Below are 23,356 nucleotides of genomic sequence, written 5' to 3'. Positions count from 1 at the left end.
GATCTGGGCCACGCGCGCCTCGATGTCGGCCTTCTTGCCGGCGCCGTTGACGATCGTGGTGTTCTCCTTGTCGATCATCACCTTCTTGGCGCGACCGAGCATGTTGAGCGTGACGTTCTCGAGCTTGATGCCGAGATCTTCCGAGATCGCCTGGCCGCCGGTCAGGATCGCGATGTCCTGCAGCATGGCCTTGCGGCGATCGCCGAAGCCCGGAGCCTTGACGGCCGCGACCTTCAGGCCGCCGCGCAGACGGTTCACGACCAGGGTCGCGAGCGCCTCGCCTTCGACGTCCTCGGCGATGATGACCAGCGGCTTGCCGGTCTGCACCACGGCCTCGAGCAGCGGCAGAAGTTCGTTCAACGAGGAGAGTTTCTTCTCGTTGATGAGGATGTAGGCGTCCTCCATCTCAACGCGCATCTTGTCGGCGTTGGTGACGAAGTAGGGCGAGATGTAGCCGCGATCGAACTGCATGCCCTCGACGACGTCGAGCTCGGTCGCGAGCGACTTGGCTTCCTCGACGGTGATGACACCCTCGTTGCCGACCTTCTTCATGGCGTCGGCGAGGAACTTCCCGATCTCGGCATCGCCGTTGGCCGAGATGGTGCCAACCTGGGCGATCTCGTCGTTCGAGGTGACCTTCTTGGAGTTCTTGACGAGGTCTGCAACCACAGCCTCGACCGCGAGGTCGATGCCGCGCTTGAGGTCCATCGGGTTCATGCCGGCGGCAACCGACTTGGCGCCTTCGCGGACGATCGCGGCAGCGAGCACGGTGGCGGTGGTAGTGCCGTCGCCGGCCGCGTCGGCGGACTTGGAGGCGACTTCGCGCACCATCTGGGCGCCCATGTTCTCGAACTTGTCCTCGAGCTCGATCTCCTTGGCCACGGTGACGCCGTCCTTGGTGATGCGGGGAGCGCCGAACGACTTGTCGAGCACGACGTTGCGGCCCTTTGGACCGAGCGTGACCTTCACCGCATTGGCGAGGATATCGACGCCGCGCAGCATGCGGTCACGAGCTTCGACGCCGAATTTGACTTCTTTGGCTGACATATGGGTTTCCCCTGAGTAATTGGTTCTGTCTCACCCCTGCCGAGAGCGCCGGCAGGCGCTCCTCAGGGGTAAGCGGCGGGAGCGGTTGGTTAGGCGGCCTTCTTCTTGGCTGAGGCGTCGGTGAGAATGCCCATGATGTCGCTCTCCTTCATGATCAACAGCTCCTGACCGTCGAGCACGACATCATTGCCAGACCACTTGCCGAACAGCACGCGGTCGCCAACCCTCAGGTCGATCGGGATCAGCTTGCCGGACTCGTCGCGGCCACCGGGGCCAACGGCGATCACTTCGCCCTGTGAGGGCTTTTCCTTGGCGGTATCGGGAATGATGATGCCGCCAGCGGTCTTCTCTTCGGCTTCGATGCGTTTGACCACGACGCGATCATGAAGCGGACGGAATTTCATGCAGTCCTCCCTAGCTGTGGCTTGGCTGTGGACCGGCGCCTCGACCGCACTGGAGCATCGGTCATCATGGCTAGGCGTTCATTGATGGCTATCAATTTTTGCCGTCAAAGCTGCAATCCGCACAGGAAGCCCTTCGCCGGAAATTGATCATTGTCAGCGCGCAGGAACCGGCCGTCAGCTAGTGACATCGAGAACCGGCGCAGTCTAACTCGGAGAAGACGACCATGGCCAAGAAGCTCGAGAAATCGCAATGGAGCGGCTACTTCGATCTCATATCGAAAGCACTGACCGGCAAGCGTGCCGAGATCGAGGTGGCGTCGCTTAATCACGGTGATCAGATCGAGGCGGAATGGTTACCGTTCCACGGTATTTCCCATGATCCGAGAAATGACGTAGTCGCGCTCGCGCTCGAAGGACACGACCATCTGATCCACAAACCCAAAGAAATATACATCGAGGGAGAAGGTGTGCACTTGAACAGTCTCGAGGTTATCGACGCGGACGACGTGCGTCAGATCGTCCTCCTCAGAGATCCTCTGATGCTGCCAGCGCCAACCGCGGCAAAAGCAGGCTGATCTCTCCAACGACCCGAACAAACAAACGCTCCTGCGTTGGAGTGCTTAGCGCTTCCAGACGGCAACGTGGTTGCCAGGTTGATGTGGACTCGGACAAGCGTGGTTCGGAACGGATCTAAGGCCGGCCGACAATGCTATCGTATCGACTGGAGGGTGAAAGGTAGCTCGGGCTTCACCGTCCAACGCCACGAACCTGTCAAGTGATCGCAATGCAGGACTGTCGGCCCGTCCGCCGAGCGAGGCCGACACGCTGCAGATTTCTGCAGGTTGGCCCAGTTGGTCATCTCTCCGCCAGGCGCGTCCTAGTCTTAAGGAGCGAACGATGCCCGAACTAGCCATTTCACGCGAAAAGATCGGCTTTCTGATTGAAAAGGCACACGAGTTTGATGTCAAGGATTTGCCGACGGATGAGGAATCCGGATCGAATCCTGTTGACGATTGTGAAGTCGACGTATTGCAGGACGATGGCAGCGACTCGGTCGCTGCCGAGTTGGCGAGCTTCATCAGGGCCTTGAACGAGGACGAACAGATCGACCTCATCGCGCTGATGTGGCTCGGACGGGGCGATGGCACCATGGACGAGTGGGAGGATCTGCGTAACCGCGCAGTTGAACGCTGGAACGGATATCGCAACCCGCGCCGGGAGACCGTGCGTTATCTGCTCGGCGAGCCCTTGTTGGGCGATCTCCTGGCCGAGGGTCTCGACCAGTTCGGAATATCCTGGGTCGACGATGCCCCCGTGCCCTGATGGGCACAATTCAACGCCGAAATTGGGCATGATCACGATGATCATGCGTCCGGCGCCGTTACATCGATAAGTGCGAGTTACCGGGACCGCGCCGCCCACCGTTCCGTCGTGGTTGCATGCGTCGTCCCGGGCAGGTCCTGCAGCTCGGCTTGCAGAGGGTCAAAGGCTGCTTCGACGGCGTCGTCGACCCTTTCGAGCCAGACGAAGCGAATCTGCTTGCGCGCTTTTTCGGGCACGTCCTCGATGTCCTTTCGGTTGCGTGCCGGCAGCATGACCGTGGCGATACCGGCCTGGATCGCTGCCAGCACTTTCTCTTTCACGCCGCCGATTGGAAGCACCAGGCCGCGCAGCGAGATTTCGCGGGTCATCGCCGTGTCGTTTCGGATCGTGCGCCCCGTCAGAAGCGACGTCAGCGCCATAAACATCGCCACGCCAGCGCTTGGACCGTCCTTCGGGATCGCGCCGGCTGGAACGTGAACGTGGACATCGGCCTTCTGCAACTTCTTTATGTCGATGCCGAATTCGGCAGCGCGCGACTTCACCAACGTCAATGCGGCCTGGGCGCTCTCCTTCATCACATCGCCAAGCTGACCAGTGAGGATGAGCTTGCCGCGGCCCGGAACGCTGGTCGCCTCGACGAACAGTATATCCCCTCCAGCAGGCGTCCAGGCGAGCCCGGTCGCCACGCCTGGCACGCTGGTCCGCATGGCAGTCTCCGGCTCGTATCGCTTCGGTCCCAATATGCTCTGGAGATCTGCCACCGTGATGACGACGCGCGTCGACCTGCCCTCAGCGATCAGCATCGCGGCGTGCCGACAAATTGCGCCGAGCCGGCGCTCGAGGCTTCTCACGCCGGCCTCGCGCGTATAATCGCGGATGACGGCCCGCAGGACGTCGTCGTCGATCTGGCATTGCTCCTCACCGAGGCCGGCCGACGACAATTGACGTCTGACCAGGTAGCGCTTCGCGATGGCCAGCTTCTCGTCCTCAATGTAGCCGGGGATTTCGATGACTTCCATCCGGTCGCGTACCGCGAGAGGAATGTTATCCAGCACATTGCCCGTGCCAATGAACAGGACTTTTGAAAGGTCGAAGGGAACGGCAAGGTAGTTGTCGCGGAACGTCGCGTTTTGCTCCGGATCGAGAACTTCCAACAGTGCGGCGGCGGGATCGCCGTGGAATCCAGCGCCCAACTTGTCCATCTCGTCCAGCATCATGACCGGGTTGCGGGTGCCGGCCTTGCTGATCGACTGGATGATGTTGCCGGGCAACGCGCCCACGTAGGTGCGACGGTGTCCACGTATTTCACTCTCGTCGTGTACGCCGCCGAGGCTGAGACGCACGAACTTTCGATCGGTTGCGCGTGCGATGCTTTGGCCGAGCGACGTCTTGCCGACGCCGGGAGGGCCGACGAAGCAAAGAATGGGACTCTTGCCTTCCGGATTGAGTTTGCGTACCGCCAGATATTCCAGAATGCGGCGTTTCACTTTCTCGATTCCATAGTGATCCTCTTCGAGGATCTGCCGCGCCGCATCAACATCAATGCGCTCGGGATCGCACTTCGACCACGGCAACTCCACGAGCCATTCGAGATAGCTTCGCACCATGCCATACTCGGCCGCTATCTCCGGTAGCCGTTCAAGACGCTTCAGTTCCCGCCGGGCCTGCTCCTCAGCGTTCTTTGGCATGCCGGCCTTGTCGATCTTTTCTGCTAGCTCCCTCAATTCGGCGGATTTGGGGTCGTCGTCGCCCAGCTCCTTCTGGATTTGACGAAGCTGCTCGCGAAGAATGTGTTCGCGCTGTTGCGATGACAGGGTTTGTTCGGTTTGTTCACCGATTTGCTTCGAAAGTTGCAGTACCTGGATTCGCTTCGCTAACAGCCCGAGCAGCTTGTCAAGAAGCTGAGTGACGTCGAAGGTCTCGAGCAGATCCTGCTTTTCGGCGACTGGTATGTCGATGATCCCAGCAAGGAAGTCGGCGAGCGCCGATGGTGACTCCAAGCCTTCGATTGCAGGGCCGATCTCTTGCGGCAGGTTCGGTAGCAGCTGAATCGCGTCGCGCGCGCGCATCTTTAGCAGGCGCATCCGTGCTTCGATCTCGGGCGTGATCACCTCCGATACGCCGATCTCCTTGACCCGCGCGACCAGAAATGGATAGCCGGGGAGAAACTCGCTCACACGGAATCGTCGCAGTCCTCGACAGATGACGTAGTGGGTCAGCTCCGAGGTGACATAGCGCAAGATTTCGGCGATGGTGCCGACGCGCCGCAGTTGCTCCGGCTCGGGCTGTTCGATATTGGGATCGTCCTGCAGCAGCAGGCCGATCCTGCGTGCGCCTCGAACGGCCTCCTGGACCGCCGCGATTGAGGACGGTCTGGCGATCGTTAGCGGCAGCACATTGCCCGGAAACAGCAACGTGTTTCGAACCGGAAGGATAATGGTAGCATCCTCTGGAATGACGGGATGGCTTTGAGCGGCCGCGGCGCTCGAATTGCCAGTCGCATCAGGCATGGAGCCGTCCTCCAATCTACAATTGTTTGGTGAACTTCAGCGAGAGGCAGCCAAAGGCGAGTTCGAACTCACTAAGCTGAAGCCGCCTGCCGGTGAAACTTATCTGCCGTTCGAACCTTCCGTAGGGAATTTCGAGCCGATGAACAAGGCTCCCCCGCGGGATCGCGCTCGGACGCCGCAATCCCACCACGAGAACGCGGTCGACTTCCACCGATACCGTCACGGCATTCTCGTCAACGCCGGGGAGAGCAACGGTGATCACGATATCGGACTCTGTCTCGACAATATCGACTGGAGGTTCCCAAATCGTCTCGCCAATTGGCTCCGATGTCGGCCGGAAGAACTGGCGGTGCAATCGCTCGGCGCGATCGATGAGTTCGCACGCCCTGGTCCACATCAGCGCTCTTGGATCGATCGCGGTCATTAATCGGTTCCCGAGCCAAGCCGAAAGCGCGCTAGGCCTTCTGCCGTACAGCTATTTCCGATCAGCTAGCTGCCTGACTCACCCTATGATGCGCCGCGCGAACCTACCTTGACAGCCGTCAATCGCGAGTTCGAGACGTAAGGTCGGCCCTGGAACTAGTGCGCGATGAGCAAGGGAAGTGGCGCGATGCGCAGGATCCGGCTGGTTGTGCTGCCTGGCAGCAATTCGTGCAAGCCAGAGTGACCGTAACTGCCGATCACTAGCAGGTTCGCACCGAGGCTGCGGCATTCTGTGACGAGGATGTCGGCCGTATCGTCTTCCTCGCCGACTGCGCGATATTTGACGGCATCGATGCCATGATGCCGCAGGTGCTGTACGGCGTCATTTGCCTTCAGCGGATCCGCTCTGGTTTGACGCTCGCCTTCCACTACAAGCACGCCAACCTTTTTCGCAACTTGTAACAAGGGCAGGGCCTCCGCAACGGCACGCGCGGACTCTCGGCTGCCATTCCAGGCGACGATCGCGTTGTCCAGGGGCTTGAAACCCGTCCAGTCATCAGGAACCAGAAACAGATGGCGTCCGGTACCGAAAAGCAGATTGTCCATCAGGTCATGCGGCTCATTGGACCGACCGTTCGGCCGGAGCGCTACAAATGTGTCGGCGGTGCGCGCCATCAGCAATGCGGTCTCGGCCAGATCAAGATCGCCGGTGACGTCGAAGCGACGTAAGTTTGTTGAATGATGCAGGCGTGTGAGACGCTGGAGCAGCATGGCTTCAGTGGCGTCGCCGGCCTGCCTCGCTGCCTCTTTCGACTTTGCGGTTTGGTCGGCGCTGTCGCCTTCGAATTCGTCCCGAACAATATTGAAGAACAAGCCGGTGATATGGCAGTCGAACATTGCTGCGATCTGGGCAGCGGCGGCCAGGCACGCGTCATCCGCAGATGTCCCGTCCAGCCGGAGCATTACGTCCTTGATCATGGCGTTCGTCATAGCTTGGGTTCGAGTGCGGAAGAGGTGATCAGACCCATCGAGAGCACGACTGCGTCGACCGCATCCTCGCGGTCCTTTCCACTAGTCGAGACGTATTCCCCGGGTGAGAATCGATGTCCCCGTCGGCGTCCAGCGGTGCAATGAAGTCATACCCACGACACGAAGCGCCTTCGGAAGATTGCTTGGAGCGGGCGGGATTGAGCAGGATGCGGCTGAGATCAGCCAGTTGGGAGCACTCAGGCTGCTCAGGTACTGCAGACAGTGTTGCCATGGTGCAATCCTTTCGTCGGAGCGAAAAGCCAATGTTTTCGCAGGGAGCGCCATGATGATCGTCAATTGGAACTCGGTAATTCGATAACAGCCCACTCGAGCGAGCGTCTCCATGGAAGGCGTAGCGCGATCGGTCAGTTGACACCCATCGACGTGTGGGGATGGCGGTAGATGTCGCCTGCGAGCTATCTGGGGCACCGCCGGGTCGCCGTTCCTGCTCGTACTAATTGGAATTCCAAGCGGAATGCAGTCGTTCGAGTGCCGATCCATTCGCGCCATACGGTCAAGCGCTCCGCGATGATTGCCGGCCCGAGAGAAAGCATGGACCAATCTGCCGGGTTTGATGATCGGGCTCCCTATTGTCATCGGCGATTAGGATTGAAAAGAAGGACCGCGCGGCTTTCGCTGGCGGTCCAAGTCACGGGGGGCCCGGGAGGGGCAAGCGACGTGAGGAGAGTCGCTAACTGCAGTTTCGTAGAGGGAAGAGCCGCATGCCTTGACAGGACTCAATTTTTGCTGAAGGGATCTTGCGTACAAATACTGGCGCACGGGCTGAAACAGTGACATCTGTCAAGTGCCAGCGATCGATTGACGCAACATTGCGGCTAACCGGGACCGCGAGACCGGCCGCTATGTGTCAATGGCGCCATCGTCGCCATCGGCAACACGCCGGCGCTTCGAGGCAAGCCGGCTTTGCCGGCTTCGCTCCAACCAAGGCGGCGCAGCGAATTCTGGCCGAGGCGATAGCAGGCGATCTTGGGCCACAGGGCGTCGATTCCTAGTCGCCTGTGAATTTTGCGTGAGGCCGTGAGGTCCCCCGCATCTTGTACTACGGCGCGTTGCCGGTTGGCGTGTTGGCATTCAAGAGTTGGGAAACGGCGGTCACAAGCTGAGCAGGCGCGAACGGTTTTGTGAGAAGCACGCTATTCGGCACGCCCTTCGATGGCCACTCCTCGGCTGCTTTGCCCGTCATGTAGATTATTGGTAGCGCGGGATCGATCTCTCGCGCCACACGGGCAACTTCCCACCCCTCGATTTTGCCGGACAGATGGATGTCGCTGACAACTGCGCGAAAGGTCTCGCGGCTTAGGGCGGCTACCGCTTCCTCGCCTGATGCAAAAATGCTGACCTCAAACCCGCCTTCCGTCAGAGCCTCCTCGACGATACTCTGAATTAACTGATCATCCTTGACGAGCAATATCGTCGGGAGTGCCTGCACTTGTTCCACAGCATTTTCCACCCTGCCTGATCGTCAAGCAATATTGACGTCGGGATGTGAAGTCCGTTGAACGGAATGCGTTCCACATGAATGTATAAAAGTGCACACTGGCGCAATTTGCCACAGCAGGCGCAAACGCAAAAATGCGACGGGCACACGGCTGTCGATGCACGGAGTGGCGCGCCGTGCAGTTCGTTCTTATCAGGACCAAGCCGCTCGGCAGCCTTCACTAAACCAACAGTTCGCATTGGGTCAAAATGCGAAAAACCCAACCTGAGCAAATCTCATCCGCGGTTCCTCCGTCAGCGGACCTCGAGGAGGAGTGCCGCCACTTCGCCGATGGGCCAGACTCGGACTCATGCATAGCTGCGCATTTACGTCGGCCCCCTTAGACCGGGCGAAGAAAGCCACTCCACCATATGGGAGGCTGTCTCGTTCTGCCTAGCTTTGCGAAGAAGTGCCTCGCGCTCGGCGCACGGCGGAAGCGCTTTCGCGGCCTCGCGCAGATCCTGCGCCTCTTGGGTGAGGCGTTGTTCCAGTGGTTGGGAGTGGTGCACACGTCGGCGCCGTTTAGGCATGGCGCTGCTTCATTGCCACGAGTGGCTCGGTGGAAAACGCTACCGATCAAGGCCAATTTTAACGGAGGTCAAGCGCGCGGCCATGACGACCGTCAACCTTCGCACTTGATTGCTGGAGGAGTCCGACAACTGAGACGGACCCGGCGAGGGTAACCGGGCCCTGACACATACCGCAACAGCGCCTCCCTCTTGGCCGCTCGGTAAATGCTGGCCATAAAAACGGCATTCTGGCACCAAAGTTCCGAGGCCGCCCGTACCGAAGTGGGGCCTTAGCGCCTCTCTATGACGAGTTTTCCTCTGACAACAAAAATCGTGCGTTCGCCGTCCGACACCTCCCAGGCAAGGTAGGTGTTCTTCCGGCTCTTGGCCAGTTTCCTGAGAGTCAGAGGCGTGCAGCGAACGGCGTGGGCGCATGCTTCGTTTTCGTTGCGAAGCGAAGTGCCTCGACGGTCCGGCACTGTTTGCCCATTTATGTGCTTGTGGAAATAGAATCTGGGCATCTGGAACTCTCCGGAGTTCTCTTTGCTGCCAATTCACGACTCCACGCGGAGCGCATGTTTTCGTTCCAACCGATTGTACAAAAGTGAACTTAATAATGGGGCGGGACCCGCAAGACCGGTCCAATTCATTCTGGCAGAAGCCAACATGGCAGCGGTGATTTGGCCTCTCGAGTCGTTCGTGAAGGACTGGCGGCGGCGCCCGGCCCAAGCGGTGTTCCGAGCCGGGACGGTCTCGAAGAAGGCTCGGATGATGACACGCAAGAGCTCTGCGAGCCATCGCAGCAGCAGACCGAAGTTATAGCCGGCGGCGGCGAGAACAGTGTTGATGCGGTCGCCGAGGCGTCCCTTGAGATAATTTCTGTCCATGCGGTGCTCGGCCTTGACGTGGCCGATGACAGGCTCGACAGGCGCGCGACGCTTCATCTCGCGACGGATGGAAGCTGTGACGCGGCGGACCTGACCCGAGATCCAGACCCTGAACCGATGCGGGTGGTTGTGACCGCGATATCCTTTGTCGACGTGGATACGGCGAGTCTCCACCCCGGTGAGCTTCTCCATGTCGGCGATTACGGGACCGAGCGTGTGCCCATCGAAGGGATTGCCATGCAGGGCCTTGGCATGGAGCACGAACTGGCCGCCCTTCGGAGACGTCACAGGGGTGGCGATGCTGACCTTGCAGCCGAACTCGTAGGGCGCGCGGGGTTTACCTTTGCCGATGCACTCAACCTCCGGAGCATGTAACGCATAGACCTTCGGACCGCGCTGATGCTGATCCTGGCTGCGCACCTGCTGCGCTAAACCGAGCAACGGGCCGAAGCGAGCTTCCAGCACCGTATCGCCATCAATCTTGCGGCGGATGTCGCGGATGATCCGGCCAAGCCGTGTCCGCAGGAACTTGAGCTGCCGCCGGGCGCGTTTGAACTGGTGGGCGTGGGTATAGCGGCCGGTCATGATGGCGGCGCGCTTGGCCAGGCGCAGATAGCTCTGGCGTATCGGCACACGGTTGCGCTTGGCGAGCCCGACCAGCTTGGTGATTGCTCGATGCAGCAGCCGCGCGTCGGTCGGATGTGCAACCGCCTTGGGCTGCACTGTGGTATCGACGACCACCCGTTCCAGGTCCTTGGGACCGATGGCGCCGGTCTTGTGCGCCACTGAAAGACTTTCCTGGATCAGGGCGACGAGCTGTTCCTCGCCGAGCCGCTGCCGCCAGCGTGTCATCGACGATCGATCGAACGGCAGACGGTGGCAGAAGCTCAATTCGCCGCAGAAGTATTGGTAATAGGGGTTCTCGATCCAGCGAGCGCACAGCACCTCATCTGACAGGTTGTGCATGTGCTTCAAAATGAACAGGCCGGCGACTAGCCGCGTCGGCAAGCCCGGCTGGCCCGACCCTGCTTGGCACACTGAACTGAAGCGCTCATTCAGGATGTTCCAGTCGATCAGCGCTGCCAACCGCACCAGCGGATGACCCATGTCGATGATCTGATCAAGCGCCGGAAGCAACAGGTCTTTCTGGCGATCATCCCTCGGCTTGCTCATCGCATTCCCCAATGTCGACGACGCCGTCAGGGAATCACGAATCGCCCAAAAGCAAAATCCTAAAACGCAAGAAAGCGAGGTCCAACACCCCGCTTTCCTGCAAAATCGAATACTACATCAAGACAAATTCTGCTTATTTCTCAGACCAATCCGCATTCTTCACGGGCGACTTCCTATGTCCTCATCGATGCCGTAATTGATCTCGAGGGGACGCGGAAAGGTTGGCCGGATCAACCGGATGATTGCTTCATCAAGCGGCGCGCCCGCGGAGGAGATTTGGCACGTGGCCCCACCAGAATCGCACCGCATGCGTCGTTCAACTTTGAATTGCGGCCTTTCGAAGAGAGCTGGAAGAGGCGTCGCGCCGGTTGCTGCAATGAGCGAGGCTGTAGTACGCGCCATCCGCGGCTGGCATTCTGCGTGGCCTCAACCCGGTCTCCCAGGCTCATCGTCCCCATCGCTCTCCAGCTGCTTGATCAGCACCGCCGGTTCATCATAGCCGCCGCGGCTGCTGTAGAACACCAGCGTCATCAAACCCACGCCGACTACCAGCGAGAACACCACGCCCATCACCAAAGCGACGTAGCCGGACTCCGGCACCTTTACATCCGTTCTGGTCCAGCCGAGATAGCCGAGCACGCAGGCCGCGACGAGCAGCGCGATCAGCACGGTAATGATCGCCCATCTGGCGAGCTTGCCGTCTCGTGGATTGGATGTCTCGATCGTCGATGGCCTCTTAGTGCTGGTCATGGACCTCTCCAAGGCACGAGGTCGGACCGCCACCTCGTGGGCGACGGCATCTTCGTCGCCCGCAACATAAACTTCGAGTACGGCCTTCTTTCGTACGAGTAGGACCGGTCTTTCGTCATGTATCCTTCGGTCCATCTCAGCGGTATCTCGCTGATCACCGGCCACCGCTGTGCTCGACTGCGGGCTCGACCTCGATCGTCGTATTGATCCAACCGCTAACCGGCACGAAATTGCCGTCGCTCGAGACTGCTCAGAGCGCTGCAAACTGAGTTTCTAATGTTCCGTGCGGGCCGGGTCATATCGGCATCGCGCGCTCATTTACCTTTGACGGAGCCGCTCACCCTCCAGACCGCGTTCCCGACATCGTCCGCGACGATGAGTGCACCGGTCCAGTCAAGTGCCACGCCGACCGGCCGCCCGTGAACGGTTTGTTTATCCGGCGCAAGGAAGTCCGTCAGCACCGGGGTCGGCACCCCGCTCGGCCGTTCGTTCGCAAAGGGAACGAAGATCACCTGATAGCCGTTCAGCGGATCCCGGTCCCAACTGCCATGTTCACCCACGAACGCCCCGTTGGCGAATTCCGGTGAGAGCGTTTCCCCTCGACTAAATACAAGGCCGAGTGCTGCAACATGGGAACTAAGGCCATAATCCGGCTTGATCGCCTTCGCCACCATCGCAGGGTCTTGCGGATGGACGCGTACGTCCACATGCTGTCCCCAATAGCTATACGGCCAGCCGTAGAACCCTCCGTCCTTGATGGATGTAAGGTAATCCGGAACCAGATCGGGTCCGATCTCGTCCCGCTCGTTGACAACGGCGAACAACTGTCCCGTTCCAGGCTGAACGGCAAGGTTCGTCGGATTGCGCGTTCCTGTCGCGAAGAGGCGCTTCGCACCGGTGAGCCGATCTACTTCGTAGATCGCTGCACGCCCTTCTTCGATGTCTAGCCCATTCTCGGTGATGTTGCTGTTCGAGCCGACCCCCACATAGAGCTTTGACCCATCCGGGCTGGCCACCATCGACTTGGTCCAGTGGTGATTGATCTGGCCGGCAGGCAAATCGGCGAGCTTCGTTCCGGGCGCCGTAATCTCCGTCTGGCCCGGCGTGAAGGGAAACGCGATGATTGCGTCGGTATTGGCGACGTACAAAGTGTCCGCGAGCCATGCGACGCCGTACGGCGAGTGAAGATGGTCAAGCAGGACAGTCTTCATCTCCGGAACGCCGTCGCCGTCGGCGTCACGCAACAAAGTGATCCGATTGCCGCCCTTGTCGGACGCACCGGCTCGTGCCTTCACTTTGCCTGAGATGTAATCCTTGGGCCGGAATGGCTTGGTGCCGGGACCGTTGGCTTCAACCACGAGGATATCGCCATTCGGCAACGGGTAAACGATGCGCGGATGCATCAGTCCAGTCGCCATCGCTTGGACGCGAATGCCTGGGGGAGCGGTGGGCGTTTCCCCGGTCTGCCACCCGACCGCCTGCGGTACGCTCATGGGTGGCACCAAATATTGGTGAGCTTCAGGAAGGTCGGGATTCGGTCCATATTGTTTTGATGGATCGCCGCCTTGGTCACTGCAGGCCGCGAGCAGCGCGAGAATCATTAGTCCCGAAGTCACTCGAACCGGGTTCGCGATCATTCGCGTTCTCCCCTGCCCACAGTCTTTACGATGGTAACGCACCAGCCCCGAAGACCGGCGGCGAGCAGCAGGATCGTGACGATCGTGGAAAGGGTGATGCCGGTCGGGACAACGGAAGTCCACGCATCTCGCGTATGAACGAAGACGTTGACCAGGGAGAGGATTGCGGCGGCCACTATCAACCCAAAATCGAGCCAGCGGATCGGCCCGGCCCTCCCGAGCGCGACGTCAACGACTAGGAAGATCGTACCGATCAGCGCCAGCACGAGACCCCCTGTGATCAGCCAAACCGAGAAGTTGGCCCACTGCGACAGCGAGTTGCTCGTATACATATAGTCGGTGAACAGTGCGGCCATGAGCAACGCGCCCCCCAGTCCAACAAAAAACGGGTGCAGTTGCGCATGCGTTTGGCTCCCGCGAATTGGCCGCGCCATGTCTTCCTCCCGTTTACTTCGAACCACGGCAAAGTTTCTTCGCATGTGTTACCGACGCTGAGCCAACATGGATATCCAGTAAATAGGACGCGCGGTGAGCGCGCGTTGACAGTCATCAATTAGGATCGGCAGCGGAATCGTACTGGTCAAAACATGTGACCGTCTGCTCCGCTGTCAGCGCGTCAGAGTTCAGGACGTCGGCTACGAACGCGGATGCCTTGTCGGCCGTCAGTTATGGCGGTTCTCAGATATGAAATTGCCCTCGTTTGGCGGCGCGGCCCCCGCGCGGAAATCAGGACCCACAGATTCCTGGAGATCCCGCGGATGTTGCTTTCCGCCCCTATCTTCAGAACCTCCGGTCGCGTTATCGCCGACGAGCACCACGAGCCAGGCTATCGGCCCATAATGCCGATCTTCATTTCCAAATTGACAGCGGTCAACGCTTGACCGTCAGGAGGCTGCTAGCTTGGCTTTCCGAGCATGGAGTTGTCATGCCAAGAATAGTACAAGGCATCGCTATTTTTCTTGCGTTCGCAGCCGCGCCACCGGTGGTCGCCGAAGGCATGCGCTACGAGTTGTTCCCCGAGCCCGATGTGGGGGGCACGGCGTCCTACCGAACAGCTAACGCGTATGTGGTCGACGAGAAAGAGAATCAATTCTGGGTTTGCTCGGTGCGGTATAATTATCGTGACCTCACCGCGAACAACGGTGCGTGCGTCAAGCTCGACGCGACGGTCGGCCGTCCTTCACTGAATGAGAAGTATGTAGCTCATGCCGTGACGGGCTCCGCGACGATCAACCCGTTCCTGCCGGTCCTCTGGTTTATCGATCCCGACAGCGGCGACGTTCAATTTTGCGACGTCCGTCACGCCGGGCTATGCGCGAAACTCGGTCTGCCGTGAGAGATAAGGGAGTCAGCTCATGACTGTGATGGAGACCAGCCGTACGATCGTGCTTCCTTCAGGTGAACAAATTCCAGTGCTCGGCCAAGGGACTTGGCACATGGCGGAGAATCCGCTGAACCGAACCAACGAAATCAACGCGCTACGTCTCGGCATCGATCTCGGCATGAGCCTGATCGATACGGCCGAAATGTATGCCGATGGCGGCGCCGAGCGGCTCGTCGGCGAAGCGATCAAGGGACGGCGCGACGAGGTTTTTCTGGTCAGCAAGGTGTTACCTCAGAACGCCACGCGGCACGGCACGAAGGCGGCCTGCAACCGAAGTCTGGCCCGGCTTGGGGTGCACGAGATTGACCTCTATCTGTTGCATTGGCGGGGGTTGATTCCGCTGGAAGAGACCGTCGATGCCTTCGAGACTCTGGTGGGCGAGGGCAAGATCCCATACTGGGGCGTCAGCAATTTCGACGTCGGCGACATGCAGGAGCTCGTCGACTTGCCGGACGGCGCAAACGTTGCAGCCGATCAGGTGCTCTACAATCTCGCGCGTCGCGGCATCGAGTTCGACCTCCTGCCTTGGTGCCAACGCAGCGGCGTGCTCGTGATGGCTTATTCTCCGATCGAGCAGGGTCGTGTGGTGCGTCATGTCACGCTCAAGTCGATTGCGGCGCGTCTAGGCGCGACGCCGGCACAGGTGGTGTTGGCCTGGCTGCTGCGCCAGGACGAGGTATGCGCCATACCGCAGTCTGGCAAGCCAGAGCATGTTCGCGAGAACCGCGGTGCGCTCGACGTTCGCCTGACGCCACAGGATCTGGCCGATCTCGATGAAGCCTTTCCGCCACCAGACCGCAAGCAGCCTCTGGCGTCGCATTGATTGGGAGACATCGAACCATGAGCCAAGAGGCCCGCCATATCGTTTGCCCGCACTGCACGAGGACCAACCTTATCCCGGCCCGGAAGGATGCGCGCCGGGCAAAATGCGGCCACTGCCACCAGCCGCTGTTCACGGGACATCCGACGCCGGCTTCGTCGGCCAGCTTTACCACCCACATCCAGCGCAACGATATTCCGGTCGTGGTCGATTTTTGGGCGGAATGGTGTGGGCCCTGCAAGGCGATGGCTCCGGTTTTCGAGCGCGTCGGTAGCGAATTCGAACCCGAGCTTCGCTTTCTGAAGGTCGACACCGAAGCCGAAGCGGAGCTGTCGGCCCGTTACCACATTCGGAGCATTCCGACCCTGATGCTATTCCATAAAGGGAATGTCGTCTCGCAACGTGCAGGTGCTGTCACCGCCGACGCATTGCGCCAATGGCTGCGCCAGCATGTGCCATCGGCAGCGCCTGCAGCCTCATAATTTGCAGAACGGGGCGCCTCACTTGGGGTTGACGAAGTCCCTAATCCCGCAGGCGGACAATTCGCGCCCCATAGCTGCTTTACTTGATGCCGCCGTATCTCTGTCACATGCTCGAACGCGTCTCCCACCTTGGTCCGGCTCATCAGCTCGACAACGCGTTTCTCGAAAGCGCAGATAGCTGCTGTCGTGTCGGGATCGGTATCTTCGAAGACCAGATAGGGGGTCGCTGCCGCCGAGCTCGGGTTGATGGATTGAAATTTCGTGGCGGATAATCCTCTCGTCACGCTCGGCCAGGCGGCAGTCTTGGGTTATCGCCAGCTCTGGTCGACGCAAGGCTTGGGTTGTTCCCCCCGAGCCTGGGCCAGCGACGGATAGTCAGTATATCCCTTCTCGCCGCCCCCGTAGTAGGTGCTGGGATCGTCGGCATTGAGCGGCGCTCGGAGGCGCAGACGCTCCGGCAGATCGGGGTTTGCAATGAATTTTCGGCCGAACGCGATCAGGTCGGCCCATCCTTCGCGCAACCACCGGGCTCCGCTCTCGGCATCGAAGCCCCCGGCCACGATCAGGCTTCCTTTGAACTTCTTCCGGATCAGCTTGGCCATGCCGGGTGCGCGCGCGTCCGGGTCTTTTCCGTTCTGCATCTGCTCCAGCGCGGGATTGACCATGTGCAGGTAGGCAAGCCTGTATTCGTTGAGGCGTTCGGCCACATGGCCAAAGGTTGCTTCCGGATTGTCGTCATGAATGTCGTTCATCTTTCCCATTGGGGATATGCGCACGCCGATGCGGTCCGGTCCCAAGACCGGGATCAGCGCCTCGACGATTTCGAAGAGCAGGCGGGTCCGGTTCTCCACCTGGCCGCCATAGGCATCAGTTCGCCGGTTGGTGCCGCTCTCGATAAACTGATCGAGCAAATAGCCGTTCGCCGCGTGTATTTCCACGCCGTCGAAATTGGCCGCCAACGCATTTTTTGCGGCACGCACATATTGCGCCACCATGTAGGGCATCTCGTCGATATCGAGCGCGCGGGGTCGTACGAAAGGAACGAGCATGCCTTCGCCACGCTCATTTTCGATGAAGGCTTTTCCTGCCGGGATGATGGCCGACGGAGCGACGGGCAGCATGTTGTCGGGCTGTAGCGCAGGATGTGAAATGCGGCCGACGTGCCAGAGCTGGCAAAACATCAGACCTGCTGTCTGATGTACCGCCTCGGTGATGCGCCGCCACGCTTCGATCTGCTCGCGGCTATGAATGCCAGGCGTCCAGGCATAGCCCTGACCTTGCATGGATATCTGCGTCGCCTCGCTGATGATCAGCGCGGCCGAGGCACGCTGGGCATAGTAGCAGGCCGCCAGCGAGCCCGGCACATTGCCAGGCTGACGGGCACGTGAGCGCGTCAGCGGGGCCATGACCACCCGATGGGGCAGATTGAATGGACCAAGGCGGTACGGCTGGAACAGCGGTCCGGTATCCGCATCCTGGTTCGCTCTTTGGGTTTGCGTCGCCATCGCCACCTCATCCATCGGCCTGCTCCTTCGAACGAAAAATCTGTTATGATGCTAGTCACGCGGAAGGCCGGCCTCACTGACGATCGTCAACCAGGCGGCCTCGCTCGAGCAGATGACCAATGCAAAGAGTGTTCGATCGCATCAGCCGCCTGTTACGGCGAGAACCGCCTCCTTGATTTTGGCCAGTGCAAAGTGCCCGACCTGCTCCAAATCAACATGGGGCAGGTTAGGTATCTCGTCAGCGACGACGACGGCGTCCACGATTGCAGGTCCTTCGGCGGCAAATGCCTCAGGCAGCGCCGACATCAGTTCCGCAGGATTCCTCGCTAGGAAGCCGTGCCCTCCGCAGGCCCGCGCCAGCGCGGCAAAATCCGGATTAGGAAATTCGATCGCCCGGCGGAATGGCACCAGACCGACGCTCTCGGCCTCGAGCTTGATTAGCCCGAGCGATGAATTGTTGTAGATGACGACCTTGACCGCCAGCTTATGTTGGACTGCCGTGAGGAATTCGCCCATCAGCATGTTGAAGCCACCGTCACCAGTCAACGCGATCACTTGACGCGACCGTTCCAGGGCCTGCACGCCGTTGGCCTGCCCAAGGGCCGTCCCGACGGCTGCATTGTTGAAGGAGCCGAGAATCCGCTGCGAGCCGGTCTGACGGATCCAGTTGGCGGACCACAGCGTATTCAACCCGGTGTCCAGAACGAAGATTGCATCGGGGTTGGCGAGATCGCTGACTGCGCGCGCCACCACTTGTGGGTGAAGGTTGTCCTTGCTGCGGCGCAGGTCGGCCTGCTTGTCGAGCATCTGGTCCCATTTCCGTCGTTCTCGCGTAACAACGTCCCAAAACAGGCCATCAGTTTTTGGGGCGACCTTGCCGAGTAGCAGCGCCAGCGTTGGCCGCGCGGAGCCGGCGACGCCAAGCATCGTCGGCGCGCGCCGGCCCAGAACTTGCGGTCGCACGTCGATCTGAATCACCTTTTCCTTGTGGGGCAGGAAGTTGGAATAAGGATAGTCGGTACCGACCATCAGCAGGAGCTCACAATCCTGCACCGCTTCGTAGACCGGCTTGGTCCCGATGATGCCGAGTCCGCCCATCCAGCGAGGATCGTCATAGGCCATCAACTCTTTGCCACGCAACGAATGGACCAGCGGCGCCTTGAGACGGTCCGAAAGCTTCTGCAGCTCTTCAGTCCCACCGCGACAGCCGGCGCCGCACATGATCACGATGCGGTCGACGGCATCGATTCGGCGCGCCATCTCGGCAACGTCCTGCTCGTTTGCCGCAAACTCTGGCCGCGGTTGGAGGGTGGCGATGCTGGCAACACTGCCCTCCGCCTTCGTAGCTAGCACATCCTGCGGCAGCGTCAGATGCGCGACGCCAGGCCCTGCATAGGCTGCCGCAATCGCCTGATGGATCACTGCACCGGCCTGCGCCGCGGACGCAATCGTTTCGGTGTAAAGCGACACGTCGCGGAAGAGGAGATTGGGCTCGGTGGACTGGATGTAGTCGGTATCATGAAATTTGCGCGGCATATCGCCCGAGAGCGCCAACACTGGTGCGTGGTCGCGGCAAGCTTCATAGAGACCGGCGACAAGATGGTTGCTGCCCGGGCCCGTCGTGCCTGCGCACACCGAAAGCTGTCCAGTCAACTTTGCTTGTCCCGCAGCCGCCAGCGCCGCGCCTTCCTCGTGCCTGACACCGATCCATTCGAGCTTGCTGCGGCGCACGGCATCGGCAAGCGGATTGAGCGAGTCGCCAATCAAGCCGAAGATGTGCTTGACGCCGATCTGTTCGAGTGCGCCAACCAGAACGTCCGCAACTGTCTTTGACATCTTGCGCTCCTTCCACGCCGTCCGTACGCGAGAGGTTTAATGCCGCAATCGATGAGTGCGCGCCCTGACGAGCGTCAACGTAGCCGACAGGCAAAGTGGATGATCTGGATGCTGATGTCGCCATAATGCAATCTGCCGACAAAGTCACCCTGGCCGAGGCTTACGCGTCGGCAGGGCATGCCTTGGAGAAGATCGCGTTCCTGCTTGCGGGCTTGAGATGGGTCGATGGAGCTCCGGTCGACCCGGCGATGTGGCAGGACTGGCTAGCGGCGGCGCAGACCGTGAAGGGAGAGACAGTCAAAAAACACCATAGTAGCTATCCGGCTCGGTCTGCGCCGCGCTCGACCGCGGCCTCGCGCTGGGCCTTGCCAAACTGCAAGCGAACCCGGGTCTCCGTGAGGCCTTCGCTGGTGATCCCGTAGAAGACGGGCAGCGCCAGGAAGATAACCAAAGCGAGTTTCGGAATCGACAGCCCCGCCACGCCTGCCACCGTGTAGCAGACAACGCCAAGGATGGCGCGCAACCGCTCCTTGGGAAAGAAATCAGAACTGATGTGGAGTTCGACGAGCCAGGGACGAATGCTCAGAACGTGAAACAAGATGAGCCACGCCAGGCACATGCTGCCGGCAATAGCGGAATAGAGCACGACGGCAATCCTGGCATCAAAATCATTGCCGGTCTGCATCGAGGACGAAAGGATCGCGGTCGGGAACGGGATGAGCCCGGATGTCAGCAGTAGAAATAGATTGGCAAGATGCAGGGCGCGGTCGCAGTAGCGCACGCGGGCAAACACCGCGCGATGATTGAGCCAGATGACTCCCGTGTAAAAGAATGACGCGAGGAAGGCGATGTAGCTGGGCCATTGCTCGACCAGCCTGCTCAGGAGTTGACCGGGCGCATGTTCGGGCCGGACAATTTCGGCCACGAGCAGCGTTATTGTTATTGAGAGTACGCCATCGCTGAAGGTTTCCAATCGATCGGTACCGGATAGCCGTACCTGCGGCCATTGAGACGTTTCCACCGCTGCCGCCGTGCGACGAATATCCCGCCTCGATGTGCTTTCATCTTTCACGAAGAGAACCCCGCCAGGAGGACTCAACAAGCATGGAGCCGATTCCGGGGGATTCAATTGATAACCGTCAGGGTACGGCCGGCATGATGATGTGAAGATGCCGCACTATCAACGGAGGCGGGTCCGTCGCAGCAAACACAAGTGGAAATCTGTAATGAAGAACAACCCAATCACGATCACGGCGGCCGCCACGGTTGCGATAGGCGCTGCCATTTTCCCGACGGGGGCACAGGCGCGATGGCATCACGGTTTTCCCGTCGCTCCCGTTGTAGGGGGCCTGGCGGCGGGCGCATTGATCGGCGCCGCACTCGCCGCGCCGCATTATTATTATGGGTACGAGCCAGTCGGCTCCGGACTGCGCTGTGTCTTCCGGCGTGAGCGCTTCTGGGATGGATGGGGCTGGCACGTTCGTCGCATTGAAGATTGCTATTGATGCCGAACCGTGTGCCTCACCTAGAGGAAACTTCTCGATGATCAAGGATATCGTCGTCAATCTGGAGCATGACGTTTCACGGGACCGGGCGCGCGAGTTCGCGATCACGGTTGCGGAAGCGTTCGATGCTCATCTTGCAGGCGTGGCCTTTGCCTATGAGCCGGACTTTCCAGGCTATGTGATGCTGGAAATTCCGCCCGATGTCGTCGCCACAATGATTGAGGAGAGCAAGAAAGCCGCCGAGGCGGCAATCAGGCGGTTTGACGAGGCCGCAAGGCGCAGCCTGCTGTCGGCGGAACATCGTCTCGTCAGGACCGTGGGGATAGAGGCGCCAACATTGTTCGCGGCGATCGCTCGGCGCTTCGATCTCAGCACGTTTCTTCAGTCCAGCCCAGACGGGGAAGCCAATGACGACATGATCGAAAGCGCGCTCCTTGAGTCGGGACGTCCAGTCATCGTCGTCCCATATATCGATAAGAACGGATTGAAGCTTGACCGCGTGGTATGCTGCTGGGACGGCGGCCGCCCGGCGGCGCGGGCAATCAACGATGCGCTGCCGCTGCTGGCGAGGGCGCAAAAGGTTGATCTGCTGATTATCGAGAACAACAAAACGAAGAACGAGACCACCGAGATTTGCGGGGTCGAAATGGCAAGCCACCTGGCGCGCCACGACGTCAAGGTCGAGATCGAAATCATTCCGGCACCGGATATCGGTGTGGCAGACGCGATCCTGTCTCATGTCGCCGACGAATCCGGAACCCTGATCGTGATGGGTGGCTATGGCCATGCCAAGCTGCGCGAAATCATTCTCGGCGGCGTCACCCGGGACATTTTGAAGTCGATGACGGTTCCCGCCTTCATGTCGCACTGAACGAACCGCGCGCGGTCCGCCGTGTGGAGGCTTCATGCAAATCGGTTCATATGCGTTTGCGGTCGCTGCAGCTTACCTCGGCGCGGCAATCTATATCGGATTTGTGGAGCACCCGGCGCGGCTCAAGCTTGGAACCTCTGCGATGGTCCGCGAATGGGCTGCGAGTGATCACCGCGGTGCGATCTTGCTGACCACTCTTTCCCTGGTTTCGGCATCTCTCGCCTTTGTCCATTGTCGGTTCGGCGGTGACGTGCGCTGGATCATCGGCGGCCTCGCGATCCTCACAAGCTGGCCCTACGATTACTTTGTGCTGGTGCCGGTGAGCGTCTGGCTCTGCGCCGTTCCACCCGAGAAAGACTCGGCGCCGGCGCGCAAGTTGATGCGGGATTGGGGCTTGCTGGCGTGGGGTTACACCCTGATCGGGTTGACCGCTTGCGGCGCATTTGCATGGGCGCTCGAGCAGCCTCCGTGACTGACGATCGTCAATGTCACTAGGCGACGATATCGCGAGAGTCTGCACTGCGTTCACCGGCAACCCTCGAGGACCCAATGCTTCACATCGACATACCAACCGTGGCAGAGTTCAGGGATCTTGCGCAGCTACGGGCCCAGTTCTGTGTTTCCCTGTACATGCCAACATCTCGCCTTGGCGAGGACTCCAAGGCGAATCGTACGCTGTTCAAGGATCTGGCGAAACAGGCGCTCGCGCAATTGAGCGAGGCTAGCGCTGACAAGCGCGTGATCGAAGCCTTCGAACAGCGCTTCGAGCACCTCGTCGGCGGCCAACATGACCCCGATCAAGACAAGGTCCGGCAGCGCCAGCGTGCGAAGCCGGACGAGAGCCTCGCGTTTTGGCACCATCAGGGTAACGGACTTGCGGTGCTCGCGGGGCCTGAAACCTTGCGCACCTTCCGTCTGGCGGAAACGCCGAAGCCACTTGCCGAGGTCGCGGATCGTTTGCACCTAACGCCGCTGTTGCGGGCGATGACGTCGCGCCAGGATGCTTTCGTGCTCGCGCTTGCCGAAGAGAGCGTCCGGCTGATTCACGTCTTTGCCAATTTGCCGCCGTCGCGTGTATGGGTTCCGGGACTGCCAAAGAATGCGGAAGAAGCGACGCAACGTCCATCATTCCATGTCCGCGCGCCGCGAGGCCACTTGCAAAACCTCGAGGGCGAGAAAGTGCTCTTACACCAATATGTGCAGAAAGTGGACCACGCCGTCCGCGATACATTGCGCGGACATACGGCGCCGCTGATACTCGCGGCCACCGAGCCGTTGGCTTCGATGTTCCGCGCGATCTGCGACTATCCGGAGTTGGCCGAGGAAATTATAGAAGGAAATTCTGACCAGTCCACCGACTCCGTGCTGGAGGAACAGGCGATCCCGATCCTCGACCGTTCGACCACACGAGAAATCAGGGACCTTATCGCGCGGTATGACGAGTTGAAGCCGCGGCGCGGCACGACGGACGTTTCTTACGCAGCCCACGCAGCAACCGCGGGTGCGATCGAGCAGTTGCTGGTCGACTTCGACGCCGTCGTGCCAGGGCTCGTCAGCGATATCGACGGCAGCGTGACCTATGCCGCTTCCGATGATGCGGAGGTCTACAGCGTCGTCGATGAGGTGGCACGGCGAGCGCTATGCACCGGGGCAAGGGTATTGGCCGTATCGCGAGACCAACTGCCGGAGCGCGCTCCATTGGCGGCCATCCTCCGCTATCAATTCATTTGACCGCCGCCGGCGGACGTATTCGGCGCTGCCCC

Annotated in this window: 22 protein-coding genes and 1 pseudogene; 9 read left to right on the top strand and 14 right to left on the bottom strand. The window is 60.2% G+C overall.

Annotated elements, in window-relative coordinates:
- A partial coding sequence (gene groEL, locus A7X65_RS39240) for a chaperonin GroEL (protein ID WP_156528448.1) occupies nucleotides 1-1,047 on the bottom strand: 1,047 nt, incomplete at its 3' end.
- A gap of 89 nt (nucleotides 1,048-1,136) precedes the next feature.
- On the bottom strand, nucleotides 1,137-1,451 hold the full coding sequence (locus A7X65_RS39235; RefSeq protein ID WP_063694752.1) for a co-chaperone GroES: 315 nt from the start codon (nucleotides 1,449-1,451) through the stop codon (nucleotides 1,137-1,139).
- A 224-nt stretch (nucleotides 1,452-1,675) separates the two neighbouring features.
- On the opposite strand from A7X65_RS39235, the gene A7X65_RS39230 reads away from it, so the two are divergent.
- Together A7X65_RS39230 and A7X65_RS39225 are read left to right on the top strand one after the other, a co-directional pair.
- On the top strand, nucleotides 1,676-2,026 hold the full coding sequence (locus A7X65_RS39230; RefSeq protein WP_063694751.1) for a DUF5335 domain-containing protein: 351 nt from the start codon (nucleotides 1,676-1,678) through the stop codon (nucleotides 2,024-2,026).
- A gap of 322 nt (nucleotides 2,027-2,348) precedes the next feature.
- Nucleotides 2,349-2,774, top strand: coding sequence for a DUF3775 domain-containing protein (locus tag A7X65_RS39225; RefSeq protein WP_063694750.1), 426 nt, complete (start codon nucleotides 2,349-2,351; stop codon nucleotides 2,772-2,774).
- A 77-nt stretch (nucleotides 2,775-2,851) separates the two neighbouring features.
- Here A7X65_RS39225 and lon read toward each other — a convergent pair whose 3' ends face one another.
- The 9 genes and pseudogenes from lon to A7X65_RS39185 all read right to left on the bottom strand — a co-directional run bounded on the left by lon (nucleotide 2,852) and on the right by A7X65_RS39185 (nucleotide 13,624).
- Nucleotides 2,852-5,284 carry an endopeptidase La gene (gene lon / locus A7X65_RS39220; RefSeq protein ID WP_063694770.1) on the bottom strand — a complete coding sequence of 811 codons (2,433 nt, stop codon included), beginning with the start codon at nucleotides 5,282-5,284 and terminating at the stop codon, nucleotides 2,852-2,854.
- Between the two features lie 16 nt (nucleotides 5,285-5,300).
- On the bottom strand, nucleotides 5,301-5,708 hold the full coding sequence (locus A7X65_RS39215) for an Hsp20/alpha crystallin family protein (RefSeq protein WP_063694749.1): 408 nt from the start codon (nucleotides 5,706-5,708) through the stop codon (nucleotides 5,301-5,303).
- 155 nt (nucleotides 5,709-5,863) lie between these two features.
- Nucleotides 5,864-6,685 (bottom strand): universal stress protein, encoded by an 822-nt coding sequence (locus tag A7X65_RS39210; protein WP_063694769.1) that lies wholly within the window; start codon nucleotides 6,683-6,685, stop codon nucleotides 5,864-5,866.
- A 1,111-nt stretch (nucleotides 6,686-7,796) separates the two neighbouring features.
- Nucleotides 7,797-8,195: a response regulator gene (locus A7X65_RS39205; protein ID WP_063694748.1), complete on the bottom strand. Its 399-nt coding sequence runs from the start codon at nucleotides 8,193-8,195 to the stop codon at nucleotides 7,797-7,799.
- An 838-nt stretch (nucleotides 8,196-9,033) separates the two neighbouring features.
- Nucleotides 9,034-9,264: a DUF6894 family protein gene (locus A7X65_RS43965; protein WP_430643985.1), complete on the bottom strand. Its 231-nt coding sequence runs from the start codon at nucleotides 9,262-9,264 to the stop codon at nucleotides 9,034-9,036.
- 225 nt (nucleotides 9,265-9,489) lie between these two features.
- A pseudogene (locus tag A7X65_RS39200) lies at nucleotides 9,490-10,803 on the bottom strand (IS5 family transposase); the annotation flags it as partial.
- A 426-nt stretch (nucleotides 10,804-11,229) separates the two neighbouring features.
- Nucleotides 11,230-11,553 (bottom strand): hypothetical protein, encoded by a 324-nt coding sequence (locus A7X65_RS39195; RefSeq protein WP_063694768.1) that lies wholly within the window; start codon nucleotides 11,551-11,553, stop codon nucleotides 11,230-11,232.
- A gap of 314 nt (nucleotides 11,554-11,867) precedes the next feature.
- A complete protein-coding gene (locus A7X65_RS39190; protein WP_063694747.1) occupies nucleotides 11,868-13,190 on the bottom strand; it encodes a PQQ-dependent sugar dehydrogenase in 1,323 nt (440 codons plus the stop codon).
- Nucleotides 13,187-13,624, bottom strand: a complete 438-nt coding sequence (locus A7X65_RS39185) for a DUF2231 domain-containing protein (protein ID WP_063694746.1) — start codon at nucleotides 13,622-13,624, stop codon at nucleotides 13,187-13,189. Before A7X65_RS39185 ends, A7X65_RS39190 begins: the two co-directional genes overlap by 4 nt.
- A 491-nt stretch (nucleotides 13,625-14,115) precedes the next feature.
- On the opposite strand from A7X65_RS39185, the gene A7X65_RS39175 reads away from it, so the two are divergent.
- The 3 genes from A7X65_RS39175 to trxC are packed head-to-tail and all read left to right on the top strand — an operon-like array spanning nucleotide 14,116 to nucleotide 15,876.
- Entirely contained in the window at nucleotides 14,116-14,526 is a 411-nt protein-coding gene (locus A7X65_RS39175) for a hypothetical protein (protein WP_145666749.1), read from the top strand.
- Nucleotides 14,527-14,545: 19 nt separating this feature from the next.
- Nucleotides 14,546-15,397: an aldo/keto reductase gene (locus tag A7X65_RS39170; protein WP_208608649.1), complete on the top strand. Its 852-nt coding sequence runs from the start codon at nucleotides 14,546-14,548 to the stop codon at nucleotides 15,395-15,397.
- Between the two features lie 17 nt (nucleotides 15,398-15,414).
- Nucleotides 15,415-15,876: a thioredoxin TrxC gene (trxC, locus tag A7X65_RS39165; RefSeq protein ID WP_063694742.1), complete on the top strand. Its 462-nt coding sequence runs from the start codon at nucleotides 15,415-15,417 to the stop codon at nucleotides 15,874-15,876.
- Between the two features lie 308 nt (nucleotides 15,877-16,184).
- Here the strand turns inward: trxC and A7X65_RS39160 are convergent, their stop codons facing one another.
- From A7X65_RS39160 to A7X65_RS39150, 3 genes are all read right to left on the bottom strand, one after another.
- Nucleotides 16,185-17,396, bottom strand: a complete 1,212-nt coding sequence (locus A7X65_RS39160; protein WP_082885226.1) for an alkene reductase — start codon at nucleotides 17,394-17,396, stop codon at nucleotides 16,185-16,187.
- A gap of 126 nt (nucleotides 17,397-17,522) precedes the next feature.
- Entirely contained in the window at nucleotides 17,523-19,217 is a 1,695-nt protein-coding gene (locus tag A7X65_RS39155; protein WP_063694741.1) for a thiamine pyrophosphate-dependent enzyme, read from the bottom strand.
- 316 nt (nucleotides 19,218-19,533) lie between these two features.
- On the bottom strand, nucleotides 19,534-20,289 hold the full coding sequence (locus A7X65_RS39150; protein WP_167358344.1) for a TMEM175 family protein: 756 nt from the start codon (nucleotides 20,287-20,289) through the stop codon (nucleotides 19,534-19,536).
- A gap of 154 nt (nucleotides 20,290-20,443) precedes the next feature.
- On the opposite strand from A7X65_RS39150, the gene A7X65_RS41185 reads away from it, so the two are divergent.
- The 4 genes from A7X65_RS41185 to A7X65_RS39135 all read left to right on the top strand — a co-directional run bounded on the left by A7X65_RS41185 (nucleotide 20,444) and on the right by A7X65_RS39135 (nucleotide 23,324).
- The gene (locus A7X65_RS41185; RefSeq protein ID WP_082885224.1) at nucleotides 20,444-20,722 is read left to right on the top strand and encodes a hypothetical protein; all 279 of its coding nucleotides are present in this window, start codon (nucleotides 20,444-20,446) and stop codon (nucleotides 20,720-20,722) included.
- Nucleotides 20,723-20,759: 37 nt separating this feature from the next.
- Nucleotides 20,760-21,593, top strand: coding sequence for a universal stress protein (locus A7X65_RS39145; RefSeq protein WP_063694739.1), 834 nt, complete (start codon nucleotides 20,760-20,762; stop codon nucleotides 21,591-21,593).
- 34 nt (nucleotides 21,594-21,627) lie between these two features.
- Nucleotides 21,628-22,065 (top strand): DUF1772 domain-containing protein, encoded by a 438-nt coding sequence (locus A7X65_RS39140; RefSeq protein WP_063694738.1) that lies wholly within the window; start codon nucleotides 21,628-21,630, stop codon nucleotides 22,063-22,065.
- A gap of 77 nt (nucleotides 22,066-22,142) precedes the next feature.
- Nucleotides 22,143-23,324 carry a baeRF11 domain-containing protein gene (locus tag A7X65_RS39135; RefSeq protein WP_063694737.1) on the top strand — a complete coding sequence of 394 codons (1,182 nt, stop codon included), beginning with the start codon at nucleotides 22,143-22,145 and terminating at the stop codon, nucleotides 23,322-23,324.
- The last annotated feature ends 32 nt before the right edge of the window (nucleotides 23,325-23,356 follow it).

Source organism: Bradyrhizobium stylosanthis (assembly GCF_001641335.1).
GTDB lineage: Bacteria > Pseudomonadota > Alphaproteobacteria > Rhizobiales > Xanthobacteraceae > Bradyrhizobium > Bradyrhizobium stylosanthis.
Note: the sequence above shows the minus strand (reverse complement) of the source record. Positions and strands in the feature narration are given on the sequence as shown.